The sequence below is a fragment of the Vibrio sp. V30_P3S12P165 genome (assembly GCF_009904905.1).
Taxonomy (GTDB): Bacteria; Pseudomonadota; Gammaproteobacteria; order Enterobacterales; family Vibrionaceae; genus Vibrio; species Vibrio fujianensis.
Genome location: NZ_WXWH01000077.1, coordinates 147,387 through 163,518 on the forward strand (window position 1 = coordinate 147,387; position 16,132 = coordinate 163,518).

At 44.3% G+C, this 16,132-nt stretch carries 16 protein-coding genes; 2 read left to right on the plus strand and 14 right to left on the minus strand.

Annotation, left to right across the window (positions count from 1 at the left end; genetic code table 11):
* Positions 1 to 23: 23 nt before the first annotated feature.
* The 8 genes from rseP to rpsB all read right to left on the minus strand — a co-directional run bounded on the left by rseP (position 24) and on the right by rpsB (position 7,512).
* Positions 24 to 1,382, minus strand: coding sequence for a sigma E protease regulator RseP (gene rseP, locus CAG57_RS15650; RefSeq protein ID WP_161427068.1), 1,359 nt, complete (start codon positions 1,380 to 1,382; stop codon positions 24 to 26).
* Positions 1,379 to 2,587 (minus strand): 1-deoxy-D-xylulose-5-phosphate reductoisomerase, encoded by a 1,209-nt coding sequence (gene ispC / locus CAG57_RS15655; protein ID WP_099611615.1) that lies wholly within the window; start codon positions 2,585 to 2,587, stop codon positions 1,379 to 1,381. Before ispC ends, rseP begins: the two co-directional genes overlap by 4 nt.
* Positions 2,588 to 2,636: 49 nt before the next feature.
* The gene (locus tag CAG57_RS15660) at positions 2,637 to 3,479 is read right to left on the minus strand and encodes a phosphatidate cytidylyltransferase (protein WP_099611616.1); all 843 of its coding nucleotides are present in this window, start codon (positions 3,477 to 3,479) and stop codon (positions 2,637 to 2,639) included.
* A gap of 16 nt (positions 3,480 to 3,495) precedes the next feature.
* Positions 3,496 to 4,248: a polyprenyl diphosphate synthase gene (uppS, locus tag CAG57_RS15665; RefSeq protein WP_099611617.1), complete on the minus strand. Its 753-nt coding sequence runs from the start codon at positions 4,246 to 4,248 to the stop codon at positions 3,496 to 3,498.
* Between the two features lie 91 nt (positions 4,249 to 4,339).
* Complete coding sequence (frr, locus tag CAG57_RS15670) at positions 4,340 to 4,897, minus strand: ribosome recycling factor (RefSeq protein WP_099611618.1); 558 nt, start codon at positions 4,895 to 4,897, stop codon at positions 4,340 to 4,342.
* 36 nt (positions 4,898 to 4,933) lie between these two features.
* Positions 4,934 to 5,665 (minus strand): UMP kinase, encoded by a 732-nt coding sequence (pyrH, locus tag CAG57_RS15675; protein ID WP_099611619.1) that lies wholly within the window; start codon positions 5,663 to 5,665, stop codon positions 4,934 to 4,936.
* Between the two features lie 143 nt (positions 5,666 to 5,808).
* Positions 5,809 to 6,651, minus strand: a complete 843-nt coding sequence (gene tsf, locus CAG57_RS15680; RefSeq protein ID WP_099611620.1) for a translation elongation factor Ts — start codon at positions 6,649 to 6,651, stop codon at positions 5,809 to 5,811.
* A 132-nt stretch (positions 6,652 to 6,783) separates the two neighbouring features.
* Complete coding sequence (gene rpsB, locus CAG57_RS15685; protein ID WP_161427069.1) at positions 6,784 to 7,512, minus strand: 30S ribosomal protein S2; 729 nt, start codon at positions 7,510 to 7,512, stop codon at positions 6,784 to 6,786.
* A gap of 414 nt (positions 7,513 to 7,926) precedes the next feature.
* Here rpsB and map point away from each other — a divergent pair, with 414 nt between their 5' ends.
* Both map and glnD read left to right on the plus strand, forming a co-directional pair.
* On the plus strand, positions 7,927 to 8,769 hold the full coding sequence (gene map, locus CAG57_RS15690) for a type I methionyl aminopeptidase (RefSeq protein WP_161427070.1): 843 nt from the start codon (positions 7,927 to 7,929) through the stop codon (positions 8,767 to 8,769).
* Positions 8,770 to 8,818: 49 nt separating this feature from the next.
* A complete protein-coding gene (gene glnD, locus CAG57_RS15695) occupies positions 8,819 to 11,443 on the plus strand; it encodes a bifunctional uridylyltransferase/uridylyl-removing protein GlnD (RefSeq protein WP_161427071.1) in 2,625 nt (874 codons plus the stop codon).
* Between the two features lie 102 nt (positions 11,444 to 11,545).
* Here glnD and pgpA read toward each other — a convergent pair whose 3' ends face one another.
* From pgpA to CAG57_RS15725, 6 genes are all read right to left on the minus strand, one after another.
* Positions 11,546 to 12,052 carry a phosphatidylglycerophosphatase A gene (gene pgpA / locus CAG57_RS15700; RefSeq protein WP_099611624.1) on the minus strand — a complete coding sequence of 169 codons (507 nt, stop codon included), beginning with the start codon at positions 12,050 to 12,052 and terminating at the stop codon, positions 11,546 to 11,548.
* Positions 12,049 to 13,023: a thiamine-phosphate kinase gene (thiL, locus tag CAG57_RS15705; protein WP_161427072.1), complete on the minus strand. Its 975-nt coding sequence runs from the start codon at positions 13,021 to 13,023 to the stop codon at positions 12,049 to 12,051. Before thiL ends, pgpA begins: the two co-directional genes overlap by 4 nt.
* 138 nt (positions 13,024 to 13,161) lie before the next feature.
* Positions 13,162 to 13,632, minus strand: coding sequence for a transcription antitermination factor NusB (gene nusB / locus CAG57_RS15710; protein ID WP_099611626.1), 471 nt, complete (start codon positions 13,630 to 13,632; stop codon positions 13,162 to 13,164).
* Complete coding sequence (gene ribH / locus CAG57_RS15715; protein WP_099611627.1) at positions 13,632 to 14,102, minus strand: 6,7-dimethyl-8-ribityllumazine synthase; 471 nt, start codon at positions 14,100 to 14,102, stop codon at positions 13,632 to 13,634. Before ribH ends, nusB begins: the two co-directional genes overlap by 1 nt.
* Before the next feature lie 197 nt (positions 14,103 to 14,299).
* Positions 14,300 to 15,409 carry a bifunctional 3,4-dihydroxy-2-butanone-4-phosphate synthase/GTP cyclohydrolase II gene (gene ribBA, locus CAG57_RS15720; RefSeq protein WP_161427073.1) on the minus strand — a complete coding sequence of 370 codons (1,110 nt, stop codon included), beginning with the start codon at positions 15,407 to 15,409 and terminating at the stop codon, positions 14,300 to 14,302.
* Positions 15,410 to 15,466: 57 nt separating this feature from the next.
* On the minus strand, positions 15,467 to 16,123 hold the full coding sequence (locus CAG57_RS15725; RefSeq protein WP_161427074.1) for a riboflavin synthase: 657 nt from the start codon (positions 16,121 to 16,123) through the stop codon (positions 15,467 to 15,469).
* Positions 16,124 to 16,132 lie beyond the last annotated feature (9 nt).

Sequence of the window (16,132 nt, forward strand, 5' to 3'; positions counted from 1 at the left end):
AACCATTGCCTAATGCTTATCTATCACAGGCGAGTAAAATCGTTAAATATTGCCAACGCCATTAGGGAAAAAATGATCACGCCTCCGAGTCGGTAGCCTATTTCTTGTACTTTTTCCGGTACAGGCCGTCTTATTACAGCTTCAATCGCAAAGAAGAGCAAATGGCCACCGTCAAGCATAGGGAGTGGCACTAAGTTGATGATTCCAAGGTTAATACTAATTAAGGCTAAGAAACCTAAAAAGTAAACCAACCCGTAATCAGCGGTCGTACCAGCCCCTTTTGCAATTGAAATCGGCCCACTAAGGTTATTTAAACCCACATCACCGACAAGTAACTTTTTCAATAGGCTTAGTGTTAATTCAATCACTTGTCCCGTTTTGTCAAAAGCTCTATCGATCGACTCCAAAACACCAAATTGTAATTCAAAACGATACCCTTCTGGCCACGCTTCGACTTGAGGTGCGATACCCGCAAAACCAATTACCTCGCCACTTTTTAATGTTCGGCTGTCTGGCGTCAGCGATAAAAGAATCATATTTTGATCGCGTTCGACTGCCAAGGTTAACGCTTTATCGGGGCTGGCTTGGATATCGGCCACAGCTTGCTGCCAATTGGCAATGGGTTGACCATTAATCCTCGTCAGTACATCACCCACCTGTAACCCCGCTCGTTCTCCTGCACTACCCGATGAAATGCTCGCTAATACGGTCGAAACCGCAGGCATAAACGGTTTAAATCCTAACGCTCCCATAGCAGACTCGGTTTCAGGATCAAAGTTCCATGAACGTAGGTCAAAAGTTTTGATTTCATCAATTCCGATGCGATCAGGTGAAGAAACCGTCAATGTTAATTGATCGTTACCAATGTGACGGATAAGGCCCATATTGACCGATTCCCAATCAAGCGTCTTGCTGCCAGAGACAGCTTTGATTTCCATACCGGGTTCAACACCAGCCTGCGCCGCAATAGAATAAGGGGTCACCTCTCCAATCACAGGCTTAACGGCTGGCACTCCGATTAAAAACACCAACCAATATGCCACCAAAGCAAAAAGAAAGTTGAAGATAGGCCCCGCACTGACAATTGCAGAGCGCTGCCACAGTGATTTTTTATCAAAAGCAAATGGTTGCATTTCAACGGGCACATCGGCCACTCGACTGTCGAGCATTTTGACATAACCGCCTAAGGGGATGATCGAAAGACTGTATTCAGTGCCATCTTTCCCCATTCGTTTCCAGATCGCTCGTCCAAAGCCAATCGAAAACTTTTCAACTTTAACCCCACACTTTCTCGCGACCCAAAAATGACCATACTCATGTACCGCCACTAAGATTCCTAGGGCGACTACAAAGGCGATAAAGTTCCACAAAATGCCACTCATAACATGCGCTCTTTTAAGGTTTGATTAGCAAAACTGCGAGCTATTGTATCTAGCTCAAGTAGGCTTTCCAAATTATAAGAATGTAACGGGCTGTGAGTCCCACAAACTTTAGACAATACCTTATCATTGATAGTTGCGATATCAGTAAAACGAATTTGACCTCGCAAAAAAGCATCGACAGCAACTTCATTGGCTGCATTTAATGATGTTGTTGCATGTTGCCCCAAGTAACACGCATCAATAGCCAATTGTAAGCACGGGTAGCGTTGATAATCGACCGCCATAAAAGTCAACTCACTCAAACGCGTAAAATCAAGTGGTCGAACACCGGCTGTAATACGTTGAGGATAGGCCAAAGCCTGGGCTATTGGCGTGGCCATATCTGGCTCACCAAGTTGTGCGATCACAGAACCGTCTTGGTACTGAACCATTGAATGAATTACAGACTGAGGATGGATCAGAACATTCAACTGATCACGCGAGGCATTAAAAAGCCATTTAGCCTCGATGTATTCTAACCCTTTATTCATCATGGTTGCCGAATCAACAGAAATTTTAGGCCCCATAGACCAATTAGGATGAGCAATCGCCTGCTCAGGAGTCACATCATGCAATGAAGCAACATCACTATAGCGAAAAGGGCCACCGGAACCGGTAAGCAGAATATGAGAAATGCCATTGGCAGAAAGATCACACCGTCCCAATTTGGCTTGAGCATCAACAGGCAAACATTGGAAAATCGCATTATGCTCACTATCAACGGGCAACAGCGTCGCACCATACGTGTCAACAGCATCAATAAATAGCTGACCAGACATCACTAACGCTTCTTTATTTGCTAATAATATTCGCTTGCCTGCCTTAACGGCGGACATGGTTGGGATAAGCCCGGCAGCACCCACAATGGCTGCCATCACGGTATCGACTTCTTCATGAGCAGCGACGTAGCACATCGCTTCTTCGCCATACAACACTTCGGTTGTCAAATGTAAAGCAGTTAGTTGTTCTGTCAACAACTGAGCAGCGGTAGCATCGGCCATCACGGCATATTTAGGTCGCCATGTTTGGCAAAGCTCACGCATTTTGGTTACATTTCGCCCAGCGGCTAACGCCACAATGGTAAACCGGTCAGGATTCTCAGCAACAACTTTAAGCGTACTGGATCCAATAGACCCCGTCGCTCCCAGAATCGTTAATTTACACATATCCAAAAAATGCCATGGTTTCAGTCGAGCAATATCGCATCGCTCGACATTAGAATAAGAAATAGAGAAGCGCGAACACAGGGAAAGCGGCCGTCAGACTATCAATTCGGTCTAAAATCCCCCCATGTCCGGGAATAAGATTACTGCTATCTTTGATCCCTGAGACTCGTTTGAACATGCTTTCAACTAGGTCTCCCAAAACAGAAATTACCACCGTGATCAAAATGGTCAGCATCATAATAAAAGAGGAGGTAAATTGAATTGAAAAAACATCAGCAAAAAACCACCCAACCATCATCGCAGCGACAACGCCCCCCATTAACCCTTCAATCGTCTTGTTTGGGCTAACCGCTGGTGCCATTTTATGCTTGCCAAAGCTCTTACCGGCGAAATAAGCACCACTATCGGCCGCCCAGACAATCAAGCAAACAAATAGAACTAATTTCGCACCATGGTAACTATCAACAGTAAAATGTTCAGCGCGTAAAAAAATCACACTCCAGAAAAAAGGCAATAAAGTGAGTAAACCAAACAGGTGACGGACGGTATTGGATGACTCCCAGCAACCACGAGATTTAGGATAGGTAACCGCGAGCACACTAGAAAAAACCCACCAAACCGAACCAGTCATGAGCATAGCACTCTGAATCGACGATAACTCACTCGATAAAGCCAGTTGAGGTGCAAGGAAAAAATAGCTCACTCCCCCTGCAACAACGCTCGGGATTAACGCTAAATAGCGAGACGAGGAAGAAACAAACTGAGTCCATTCCCAAAACCCCAAAAAGGTGACCAAGGCTAGAGCCAAAATAAATCCGCTTAGCGGGAGAAAAAAAATCCCAGCAATAACCAAGGGGGCAAGTAAGAGCGCTGTAATAATTCTCTGCTTCAAACTTAGACGTCCTATTTTATGATGTCATCAATGCCTTAATTTGCTCACCGGTACAACCAAACCGTCGCTCCCGATTCACAAACCAAGTCATGGCTTCAATTAAACTCTCTTCACCAAACTCTGGCCAAAAAACCGGGGTAAAGTACATTTCTGCGTAGGCTAACTGCCAAAGCATAAAATTACTGATCCGACATTCACCACTGGTACGGATCAGCAGATCGACCTCAGGAAGGTCGGCCATTGTAAGATGGTTAGCAACAACGCCTTCGTCAATTTCATCTACCGAAAGATCACCGCAGCTGACTTTGGTTGCAATCTCACGCACCGCCTGGGTAATGTCCCATTTGCCACCATAATTCGCCGCAATATTAATTACCATCCCAGTATTGTTTTGAGTCAAAGCTTCTGCTTGGGCTATTTTACTTTGTAACCGCTGGCTGAAGCGACTTTTGTCCCCAATTATGCGAAGGCGTAGATTATTCTTGTGTAATTTTTTGACCTCGGTAGATAGAACGCTAATAAAGAGCTCCATCAATACACCGACTTCCTCTTCAGGACGCCGCCAATTTTCACTGCTAAAAGCAAATAAAGTGACAGCTTTTATCCCTAATTTCGCGGCGGTTGTGATCGTTTTACGTACTGCTGAAACCCCATTTTTATGACCAAAAACCCTAGGTTTACCTTGCGCTTTCGCCCAACGACCATTGCCGTCCATAATGATTGCGATATGCTTGGGAAGAACATCTGAAGAGAGTGGCGAATTTTGCATAGAAACGTAATGATGACAAAAAGATGATGAAGGGTAGCATAAAAAAACGCTGCACTGCGAGCACAGCGTTTTTTTACATGTTGTTATGAAATTAAACTTCCATTAGCTCTTTTTCTTTGGACGCTAATACTTCATCAATTTTCTTGACGGCGACATCCGTTAGCTTTTGGATCTCATCTTGAGCTTTACGTTCTTCATCTTCTGAAATTTCTTTATCTTTCAAAAGAGCTTTAAGATCGTTGTTTGCATCACGACGAATATTACGTACGGCAACACGTCCACCTTCAGCTTCTCCTCGCACAATCTTAACTAGATCACGGCGACGCTCTTCTGTGAGTGGTGGCAGTGGTACACGAATTACCGTCCCAGCAGACATTGGGTTAAGGCCAAGATCAGACATTAAAATCGCTTTTTCGACTTTAGGGGTCAGTTCTTTATCAAATACCGTAATCGCTAGCGTACGGGCATCTTCTGCCACGACATTAGCAATTTGGTTGAGTGGTGTTGCTGCACCATAGTATTCAACTGACAAGCCAGAAAGTAAACTTGGATGAGCGCGGCCAGTACGAATTTTAGAAAGGTTATTCTTTAGCGCTTCAACACTTTTTTCCATACGCTCTTGAGCGTCTTTTTTGATCTCATTAATCACAATATCACCTTAATTCTTATTTCATCTTGAGCGTGATTATACTGCGGCACTGATTAGTGTACCTTCCGCTTCACCCATGACCACACGGCGTAACGCGCCTGGTTTATTCATATTAAAGACACGGATTGGCATCTTGTGATCGCGTGCTAAAGTAAAGGCTGCAAGATCCATCACTTTAAGTTCTTTGTCCAGTACATCGCTGTAAACCAGTTTATCATACAGTTGAGCATCAGGGTTAGCTACAGGGTCAGCACTGTAGACTCCGTCTACTTTTGTCGCTTTTAAGACCACATCGGCTTCAATTTCAATACCACGTAAACAAGCAGCAGAATCTGTCGTAAAGAAAGGGTTACCGGTACCCGCCGAAAAAATAACCACTCGACCTTGACGCAATTGGCTAATCGCATCAGCCCAATTGTAATCATCACACACGCCTTTTAGTGGAATAGCAGACATCACACGAGCATTGACATACGCACGGTGCAGAGCGTCACGCATTGCTAAACCGTTCATCACGGTTGCCAACATTCCCATGTGGTCACCCACAACTCGATTCATTCCCGCAGCGGCAAGCCCTGCACCTCGAAATAAATTGCCGCCACCGATCACGACACCAACTTGAACCCCCAATTCCACGAGTTCTTTCACTTCCTGTGCCATGCGATCAAGCACAGCAGGGTCGATACCAAAACCTTCATCGCCTTGTAATGCTTCGCCGCTTAATTTTAACAAAATACGCTGATACGCGGGTTTAGGGTTCGTTGTCATGGATTTTACCTTCCAAAGAGTGTTGTGAATTAACCGTCATGAATAGACTTGCCGTATAAATATATTCATCACGACTAAGATTACCGCATTCGTAAAAAGACCGCAGCCTTGGCTACGGTCTTAATGGTGTAATCAAATAACGATTAACCTTTTTGAGCCATTGCTACTTCTTCAGCAAAGCTTAGGCCTTCTTGTTTTTCAATACCTTCACCTACTTCTAGGCGAACGAATGAAGAAACTGAAGCACCTTTTTCTTTCAGAATTTCACCAACGGTTTTCTTGGGTTCCATCACGAAAGCTTGACCGGTTAGAGAAACTTCGCCGGTGAATTTCTTCATGCGGCCTTCAACCATTTTCTCTGCGATTTCTTTTGGTTTACCTTCGTTCATTGCGATTTCAACTTGAACTTCACGTTCTTTCGCAACAACGTCAGCAGGAACATCTTCAGGGTTTACATACTCTGGACGAGAAGCCGCTACGTGCATCGCAATGTGTTTCAACGTTTCTGCATCTGCAGCACCTGCAACAACCACACCGATACGAGAGCCGTGGCTGTATGAAGCCAAATCTTGGCCTTCGATATATTGAACGCGACGGATGGTGATGTTTTCACCAATTTTAGCCACGAGTGCAATACGAGTCTCTTCGAATTGAGCTTGTAGTGCTTCTACGTCGACTTTAGACGCAAGAGCAGCTTCTGCAACTTCATTAGCAAACGCTAGGAAGTTACCATCTTTTGCAACGAAGTCAGTTTGGCAGTTGATTTCAACAAGAGCAGCAATGCCCTCGCCTTGTTTAATGATGATAGTTCCTTCAGCAGCGATGTTACCTGCTTTTTTCGCCGCTTTCGCAGCGCCGCTTTTACGCATGTTTTCAATCGCTAATTCGATATCGCCATTGGTTTCAACAAGCGCTTTCTTACATTCCATCATACCTGCGCCAGTACGTTCACGCAGTTCTTTAACTAGAGCAGCAGTAACAGCCATTCTCTATTCCTCAGTTGATTCTGGATATGGTAAAAATTGGGGGCCTATCGATTCGGCCCCCAATGCTAACGATCACCTAACCTATACTATTTATTATAATAGATAGAACTAAGTGTGACTCAGAGCCGCAAATTATTCCGCTTCAACAAAGCCGTCTTTTTCAGCAACAGCCGCTAGATCTTTGTTGCGACCTTCGTTAACTGATTCAGCAGCGGCGTTCAAGTATAGTTGAACAGCACGGATTGCATCATCGTTACCTGGGATAACGTAATCAACACCATCTGGGTTAGAGTTAGTATCAACAACAGCAAATACTGGAATGCCTAGGTTGTTTGCTTCTTTAACTGCGATGTGCTCGTGATCAGCATCGATAACGAATAGAGCGTCTGGTAGACCACCCATATCTTTGATACCACCAAGAGATTTCTCTAATTTCTCCATTTCACGGGTACGCATTAGAGCTTCTTTCTTAGTCAGTTTCTCAAAAGTACCGTCTGTTGACTGAACTTCAAGATCTTTTAAACGTTTGATTGACTGACGAACTGTTTTCCAGTTAGTTAGCATACCGCCTAACCAGCGGTTGTTTACGTAGTATTGGTTACTTGCAATTGCAGCTTCTTTAACAGCTTCAGATGCAGCGCGCTTAGTACCTACGAAAAGAACTTTCCCTTTTTTCTCACCGATTTTAGTCATTTCAGCAAGTGCTTCATTGAACATTGGTACGGTTTTTTCTAGGTTGATGATATGAACTTTGTTACGAGCGCCAAAGATGAATGGTTTCATTTTTGGGTTCCAGTAACGAGTCTGGTGACCAAAGTGAACACCCGCTTTTAGCATATCGCGCATTGATACAGTTGCCATTATATAATCCTCTATGGGGTTAGGCCTCCACATCCCCCATGCATCCGACTTCTCAGTGACCACTGGAAGCACCCCGGAACACGTGTCGGAATGTGTGTGATTTAAAGTTAAATGTGTATGGAGCCGATCTAACTCGTCAAACATGAAGAAAATAGACCAGTATTCCGGCGCGCTTTATACCATATTTAGCCGCAATGTGGCTAGTAATAATTACTTGACGACTGGCTATCATCAACAGGCCAACACGATGACGAGAATAAAAGATACCCAAACAACCTGGCGTTGCAGGTAGGCGGGGGATATCAATTCTCTATAATTCTCATTCTTATCTAAGTCGCTTCTTGCGCTTCCTTTTTGCACTGTTACAATATTGCGATTGGCACGGGAGTGCATAAAAATGAGTAGAGAAAGCCGATGTCTGTAAAAATTAAAAATGCTGAAGAGATTGAAAAAATGCGAATCGCAGGTCGACTCGCAGCAGAGGTTCTAGAAATGATCGAGCCCCATGTAAAACCGGGGATAACGACAGAACAACTAGACAAAATTTGTCACCAGTATATCACTGAAGTACAAGGCGCAATTCCAGCACCGCTTAATTATCATGGCTTTCCAAAGTCCATTTGCACCTCGATTAATCATATTGTTTGCCATGGCATCCCAGCCTCACAAGATACTTATTTTGGACAAATCCTGCGCCCGGCGGTACTTAAAGAGGGCGACATTATGAATATCGATGTCACAGTAATTAAAGATGGTTACCATGGTGATACCTCCAAAATGTTCCTCGTCGGTGAGGTTTCTCCGGCTGATAAACGCCTCTGTTTTGTCGCACAAGAGTGTTTGTATCTATCCCTGAAAAAAGTTAAACCCGGTATACAGTTAGGTGAGATTGGTACCGCGATTGAAAAACACATCAAAACCAACAATAAAAATAATCCTCGCCTGAAATTTTCGATTGTGCGTGATTATTGTGGGCATGGTATTGGGGCTGAGTTTCATGAAGAGCCACAAGTGGTGCATTACCGCAATAATGATCGCACAGTCTTGCGTGAAGGAATGATTTTCACCATTGAACCGATGATCAACGCGGGTAAATTTGGTTGCCGGCTTGATGATGAGGACAACTGGACTGTCTATACCGCAGACAACAAAAATTCAGCGCAATGGGAGCACACCTTATTGGTCACCGCTGATGGCTGTGAAATTTTAACTTTACGTGAAGAAGAAACCATCCCTCGTATTTTTCACAACGCCTAATAGCCAAAAGCGGTCAGCTCTATCAATATGCTATAAAGGAGCGCTTGTTATGCCTTCTTACTTATCTCCGCTTCGTTTTACTAACGAACAGCTCAATGTCGACGAATTAAAGCAACAATTAGATTGCTTTTCTCTTTATCAGCGACAAAAGTTTTTAGCCCGTCACCCTGTGACAGACCTTGTGCTTGGTCGTGCAGAATATATGGATTTATTACTGCATCGACTGTGGCAGCAATTTGGCTTTAATCATCATCCTGAAATTGCCCTCGCTGCTGTTGGCGGATATGGACGCGGTGAACTCCACCCGCTCTCTGACATTGATATTTTGATCGTATCAGAGCATAAATTAGCCGATGAACTAGGGCGTAAGATCAGTGAATTTATCACGCTATTATGGGATTTACGCTTGGAGGTTGGCCATGCGGTACGGACATTATCTGAATGTGCTGAAATTGGCCGAGAAGATTTAACCGTTGCGACGAACCTACAAGAAGCTCGCTTACTTTGCGGTAGCGAAACCGTCTTTTTACAACTCCAATCGCTTGTCGACTCTGATTCTTTTTGGCCAAGCGAAACGTTTTACCAAGCAAAGATTCAAGAGCAACGTGCCCGCCATGCTCGCTATCATGATACTACCTATAATCTTGAGCCCGACATAAAATCCACCCCAGGAGGTTTAAGAGATATCCATACGTTAAGTTGGGTTGCTCGCCGCCATTTTGGTGCTAAAACACTGTATGAAATGAGCCGCTTTGGTTTTCTCACTGATGCAGAATATCGAGAGTTAGTCGAATGCCAAGACTTTTTATGGCGCATCCGTTTTGCCCTACACCTTGAGCTTAAACGCTACGACAACCGATTAACCTTCGCTCATCAAGCACAAGTGGCTGAACACCTCGGTTTTACTGGCGAAGGAAATCGTCCAGTAGAAATGATGATGAAAGAGTTCTACCGAACTTTACGTCGTGTGGCAGAATTGAACAAAATGCTACTAAAACTGTTTGATCAAGCGATCTTAAATCATGGTCAAGAGAGCAAACCAGAAATCATTGATGATGATTTCCAACGCCGAGGAGCATTAATTGAAGCCCGTAAACCGGCACTTTTCCAGGCTCGGCCAGAAACCATATTGGATATGTTTTTACATATTGCCAGCGATTCCACCATTCAAGGTGTTGCCCCTTCGACCATGCGTCAATTACGTACCGCTCGCCGTCGATTAAATAAATTTCTACACACCATCCCTCTCGCTCGAGAAAAGTTTATGGCACTAACCCGCCATCCGAATGCCCTGCACAAAGCATTCGGTCAAATGCATAAATTGGGGGTATTAGCGGCCTATCTTCCGCAATGGAGTCAAATTGTTGGGCAGATGCAATTTGACCTATTTCATGCTTATACCGTCGATGAGCACAGCGTTCGATTACTTAAACACATCAACTTATTTAATGATGAAAAAAATCGCTCCAAACACCCTATTTGTTGTGAAATATACCCGAAAATACAAAAAAAAGAATTATTGATTATTGCGGCTATATTCCATGACATAGCCAAAGGGCGCGGCGGTGATCACTCTGAAATCGGAGCAGTTGAAGCTTACGACTTCTGCATTGAACATGGGCTCTCTAAGCCCGAAGGTAAACTTGTGGCCTGGTTGGTACAACACCATCTGTTAATGTCAGTCACAGCCCAAAGACGTGATATTTACGATCCTGATGTTATTATTGAGTTTGCCAAAAAAGTGCGCGATGAAGAACATCTCGAATATTTAGTCTGCTTAACGGTTGCTGATATTTGTGCCACCAACCCTGAGCTTTGGAACAGTTGGAAACGTACCTTGCTGGCAGAATTGTTCTATTCCACTCAAAGAGCGCTAAGGCGTGGACTAGAGCACCCGGTCGATATCCGGGAGCGAATTCGTCATAACCAACAAATGGCATCCGCTTTACTGCGCAAGGAAGGATTCGCCAGCCGTCGCATTGAACTCCTCTGGCAACGTTTTAAAGCAGATTATTTCTTACGTCACACACATAAGCAGATCGCTTGGCACGGTAGCCACCTACTCACTCATCATGATGCAAACCAACCGTTAGTCTTAATTAGTAAAAAAGCCACTCGAGGAGGAACGGAGGTGTTCGTATACACCAAAGACCAACCCGCATTATTTGCGACCGTTGTGGCAGAATTAGACAGGCGTAATCTAAACGTTCATGACGCACAAATCATGACCAGTAAAGACGGATATGTACTCGATACCTTTATGGTCTTAGATCATAACGGACAAGCAATTGAAGAGTTACGACATAAATCATTGGTAAAGCATCTCGTGCATGTATTGCATGATGGTCGCCCAACAAAAATTAAAACTCGCCGCATACCTCGTAATTTGCAACACTTTAACGTACCGACTCAAGTTGATTTTCTCCCCACTAAAAGTAAGAAACGCACCTTAATGGAGTTTGTGGCACTCGATACCCCTGGATTACTTGCCACCGTTGGGGCAACCTTTTCTGAACTCAATATTAACCTTCATGCCGCCAAAATTACTACGATTGGTGAACGCGCCGAAGATTTATTTATTCTCACCAGTACCAATGGGGGAAAGTTAACAGAAGCAGAAGCAACGGCATTGCGTGAGCGGTTAATTGAAAATGTAGCCAGTCTCGCGCCTTAACCGATATCAGCCAGATCACGATAACCTATTTATTGTTGTGTATGGGGAGGAAGAATATCCTCTCCCAAACCGATAACTCTAGCGCAAGTTTTCGCGGATTAGCTAGTTTAACCACCCCGCCCACGCACCGATCACCACAAGCATAAACGCCGATATAACACCCGCAACAATATCATCTAACATGATACCTAGCCCGCCATCAATACGTTTATCCAACCATCCAATCGGCCACGGTTTGACCATATCAAAGAAACGAAACAGAACAAAGCCACTCACTAACCAACGCCAATCCCAAACCGGTAACTGAAGAAAAGGAACGATAAACATCGTTATCCAAAATCCAACAAATTCATCCCATACAATAGAGCCATGATCATGAACTTTCATGTCCGTTGCTGTCAGTTGGCATATTTTCACGCCAATGAAGCAAGCAAATAAGACCAATAGTGAATAAAGCCAGATAGGGAGATGAGCCAATAGTAAATAAAAAGGAACAGCGGCTAGTGTTCCCATTGTGCCGGGAATAATCGGGGATAAACCACTCCCAAAGCCGGTTGCTAATAAATGCCAAGGATTACGCATAGAAAGGCGTGAAATTGGATGACTCATACTGACTCCTTAAAATGATCAAATCCGGTCAAAGACCAATCAAGCTTCTCACCTTGACGAATAAGCTCGACAACACCCTGTGGGCGAATTTGGCCAATACAGGTTATCTTGCTCGCGGTATGAGCCAATGCACTCTCTAGCGAACCTTTATTTTCTTCCGGAACAGTAAAACAGAGTTCGTACTCTTCACCACTCGTTAAAGCATATTGCTGGGCAAGGACATCATCCCCTGTAAACTGCTTTAATTCGTTCGAAAGCGGTAAGGCATCCACCTCAATACGCGCTCCCACTTGAGAGCGATGTAAAATATGCCTTAAATCTGCCATTAAACCATCCGAGATATCAATCGCCGCAGAAGCAAGGTTTAGTAAGGCTTGGCCAACCAAGACTCGCGGAGTAGAGAGATAATGACGCTGCTGTAATTCCGCAGCGAAGGGACGCGCTCGTTTCGTCGGATCAAGAATAACCTCTAATCCGGCTTTGCTATCACCAAGTTCGCCAGTCACATAAATCCAATCCCCCACTTTTGCCTGATCACGCAGTAATGCTTTATCTTGAGGAACAAACCCATGTACCGTCAGGGTAATCGAAAGCGGCCCCTTGGTGGTATCACCACCAATCAACTGGATATTATAGTAGTTGGCTAAATCAAAAAAAGCGCGACAAAAAGGCGCAAGCCATGCTTCGTCTACCGTTGGTAAGGTTAACGCCATCGAGACCCAAGCAGGAGTGGCTCCCATTGCAGCTAAGTCGCTAATATTAGAAGCTAGCGCTTTATGCGCAACCCAAGCAGGATTAGCATCAGCTAAGAAATGAGTTCCCGCCACTAATGTATCGGTACTGATTGCCACTCGGACATTATCAGGGATATCGACAATAGCACAATCATCACCAAGGGTTAAATGTACATCTTTACGCTGAGGCTGACGGGCAGAGAAGTATTTTTCAATTAAGTTAAATTCACCAAACATCGGAGCGATCCCTACGCTTGCAAGCAGAATTTATGAGTACAGAAAAAGGGGAATAGTTCGATATTTATCCGTAGTCATATTATAGAAAAAAGGCCAGCAGATGCTGACCTTGATTAGGGTCTGTTGACCCTAGTAACATTAGGCTTTTTTTCGCACATGAGGAGCGGCTTTATCCAACACTCCATTAATAAACTTGTGGCTATCTTCTGCGGCAAACACTTTTGCAAGCTCAATCGCTTCGTTTATCACCACTTTATAGGGCACATCTTCACGTCGAGTCATCTCATACATTGCTAGGCGAAGCAACGCAAGCTCCATCATATCAAGATCTTGCATTGGACGAGAAACAAACGGACGTAATTTACTATCCAGTTCAGTATGGTTAAGAACAACACCAGTTAAAAGATCACGGAAGTACGTAACATCTGTTTCTGGCGCTGCCAGAGCAGGCTCTGCGGCGTGATGTTCTTCTTCATCATACTTACCACTGGACAAGAACTGCTCTTCAATCGTCGCCACATTCTCTTTAGTAATTTGCCATGAATAAATCGCTTGTAGTGCAAATTGGCGTGCATTACGACGTGCGGCTGGTTTCACACTGGCCCCCATTAGGAATCAATTTCAGAAAGAACGTTAATCATCTCAAGTGCGCTTAGTGCGGCTTCAGCACCTTTATTACCAGCCTTGGTTCCTGCGCGTTCAATAGCTTGATCGATGGTATCTACAGTCAAAACACCAAATGCCACCGGAATACTAAACTCCAGTGAAACGTGGGCCAGACCTTTATTCATTTCACTACAAACATAGTCAAAGTGCGGCGTACCGCCACGAATAACTGAGCCGAGCGATACAATGGCATCAAATTTACCCGTTTTCGCGACACGCTGTGCCACAAGAGGAAGCTCAACGGCTCCTGGACAACGAACAACGGTAATATTATCGTCGCTCACTTGGCCATGACGCTTCAAAGTGTCGATGGCTCCAGACAATAGACTTTCGTTGATAAAACTATTGAAACGAGAAATCACAATCGCAATTTTAGCATTGGGTGCTGGGAAACCACCTTCAATCACTTTCATAAGCTTTCCTTTAACTCTATTCATCAAGTGAGAATCGCCGGATTCTAGCACAAATTTGTGAGCGATATCTAATGGAAATTACCCACACTCGCATCACGACGAAATTCACTTACAGGTTAATCTCACAAAACCTGCATGATTCTGCATTTTATACCTTATCCGTCTCTAGGGTCTCTAGAAAATGATAAAGTAGGACTTTATTCACATACGTATTCAACCACGTTTAGGCCAAAACCGCCCAAAGCATGGTATTTCTTATTAGGCGATGAGAGTAAGCGCATGTCGGTGATCCCCAAATCGGCTAAAATTTGTGAACCAACACCGACTCGACGAGAAGTGCCTTGTTTTTTGGCTAAAGTAGGGGCTTCACCTTTATCTTGCTGCTCAAAGATTTTTATCCGATGTAACAACAAATCTGTCGACTCTTCATTACCAAGGATAACCAGTACCCCACCTTGTTGGCCGATACGTTGCATAGCTTGGTCTAAACTCCAGCTACGTTCAGCACTACGATCACTGCGCAATAAGTCGGTAAAGGTATCTTGTAGATGAACTCTCACCAAAGGCGCTTGAGTGGATACGGCTTCTTTTTTCAAGGCAAAATGAATTTGGTTATCGATCACGTCACGATAAGTCACAAGTTCAAATTCACCAAATTCAGTCGGCAATTGGCATTGTGCCACCCGTTCAATGGTAGTTTCAGTATGATTTCGATATTCAATCAGATCAGCGATCGTCCCTAATTTAATACCATGTTTTTTCGAAAAAATTTCCAGGTCAGGACGACGAGCCATAGTGCCATCTTCATTTAAGATTTCGACAATCACAGAAGCTGGCTCTAAACCGGCTAGGCGGGCTAAATCACACCCGGCTTCTGTGTGCCCCGCACGGGTTAACACTCCACCATCTTGCGCCGCGAGTGGAAAGATATGTCCAGGTTGAACCAAGTCCGCAGCCTTTGCATTGGGGGCGACTGCAGCTTGCACAGTGCGCGCACGATCCGCGGCAGAAATGCCAGTAGTGACACCTTCAGCCGCTTCAATAGAAACGGTAAAGTTTGTCGTATACTGGGCATTATTGTCTTGTACCATTGGGGCAAGACCAAGGTGCTGACAACGTGTTTTCGTCATGGTTAAACAGATCAATCCACGTCCATGCGTTGCCATAAAGTTGATCGCTTCGGGGGTAATATGCTCAGCGGCCATAATCAGGTCGCCTTCATTCTCTCGGTCTTCATCATCCATCAAGATGACCATTTTACCTAAACGGATATCTTCAATGATGTCTTGAGGTGTACTAATTGCCATCGTTCTTTTCCTATAAACTCGCTATCGCCGATATTAATGCCTTGATCAAGATAGACACTAAGCAAAACCGTTTTGTTGTAAGAATTCCATCGTTAAACGAGATTGAGGGGCGGCTTCATGACCATCACCTCGGAGTAATCGCTCTAAATAACGCGCCAGTACATCAATTTCTAAATTTACTTTATGGCCGGGCTTGAATGTATCGATGGTAGTTTCTTGTGAGGTATGTGGCACAATGGTCAATTTGAATGCCCCTTGGCGCAATGCATTAACGGTTAAACTAATACCATCGACCGTTATTGAGCCTTTTTCTGCAACATATTTATCCAGCGCCGAAGGTAAACTAACCCAAAACTCTAGTGCTCGTCCCACTCGGTGTTGCTCTAGTATTTCACCAACCCCATCCACATGACCTGACACGATATGCCCGCCCAATCGGGTGGTTGGCAGCATGGCTTTTTCTAAGTTAACCTTTGCACCAACTTGATAATGGGCAAAAGCCGATTTATTAAGCGTTTCTAATGAAAGATCAGCACGATAGCTGTGCGATGTCATCTCAACAACCGTCAAACAGACTCCGTTGGTGGCAATACTATCGCCTAATCTGACATCACTCATCGCCAGCTTACCAGTATCGACGGTGATAGAGACATCTTCACCTTGTTGAGTTATCGCGGTTAATGTCCCAACCGCTTCAATAATTCCAGTAAACATAATTTCGAA

What these genes read in the sequence shown, in the direction of transcription:
- rseP (WP_161427068.1), bottom strand. Translation starts at nt 1,382, where the DNA reads ATGAGTGGCATTTTGTGGAACTTTATCGCCTTTGTAGTCGCCCTAGGA.
- ispC (WP_099611615.1), bottom strand. Translation starts at nt 2,587, where the DNA reads ATGTGTAAATTAACGATTCTGGGAGCGACGGGGTCTATTGGATCCAGT.
- uppS (WP_099611617.1), bottom strand. Translation starts at nt 4,248, where the DNA reads ATGCAAAATTCGCCACTCTCTTCAGATGTTCTTCCCAAGCATATCGCA.
- pyrH (WP_099611619.1), bottom strand. Translation starts at nt 5,665, where the DNA reads ATGACAACGAACCCTAAACCCGCGTATCAGCGTATTTTGTTAAAATTA.
- tsf (WP_099611620.1), bottom strand. Translation starts at nt 6,651, where the DNA reads ATGGCTGTTACTGCTGCTCTAGTTAAAGAACTGCGTGAACGTACTGGC.
- rpsB (WP_161427069.1), bottom strand. Translation starts at nt 7,512, where the DNA reads ATGGCAACTGTATCAATGCGCGATATGCTAAAAGCGGGTGTTCACTTT.
- map (WP_161427070.1), top strand. Translation starts at nt 7,927, where the DNA reads ATGTCTGTAAAAATTAAAAATGCTGAAGAGATTGAAAAAATGCGAATC.
- glnD (WP_161427071.1), top strand. Translation starts at nt 8,819, where the DNA reads ATGCCTTCTTACTTATCTCCGCTTCGTTTTACTAACGAACAGCTCAAT.
- pgpA (WP_099611624.1), bottom strand. Translation starts at nt 12,052, where the DNA reads ATGAGTCATCCAATTTCACGCCTTTCTATGCGTAATCCTTGGCATTTA.
- thiL (WP_161427072.1), bottom strand. Translation starts at nt 13,023, where the DNA reads ATGTTTGGTGAATTTAACTTAATTGAAAAATACTTCTCTGCCCGTCAG.
- nusB (WP_099611626.1), bottom strand. Translation starts at nt 13,632, where the DNA reads ATGGGGGCCAGTGTGAAACCAGCCGCACGTCGTAATGCACGCCAATTT.
- ribH (WP_099611627.1), bottom strand. Translation starts at nt 14,102, where the DNA reads ATGAAAGTGATTGAAGGTGGTTTCCCAGCACCCAATGCTAAAATTGCG.
- ribBA (WP_161427073.1), bottom strand. Translation starts at nt 15,409, where the DNA reads ATGGCAATTAGTACACCTCAAGACATCATTGAAGATATCCGTTTAGGT.
- CAG57_RS15725 (WP_161427074.1), bottom strand. Translation starts at nt 16,123, where the DNA reads ATGTTTACTGGAATTATTGAAGCGGTTGGGACATTAACCGCGATAACT.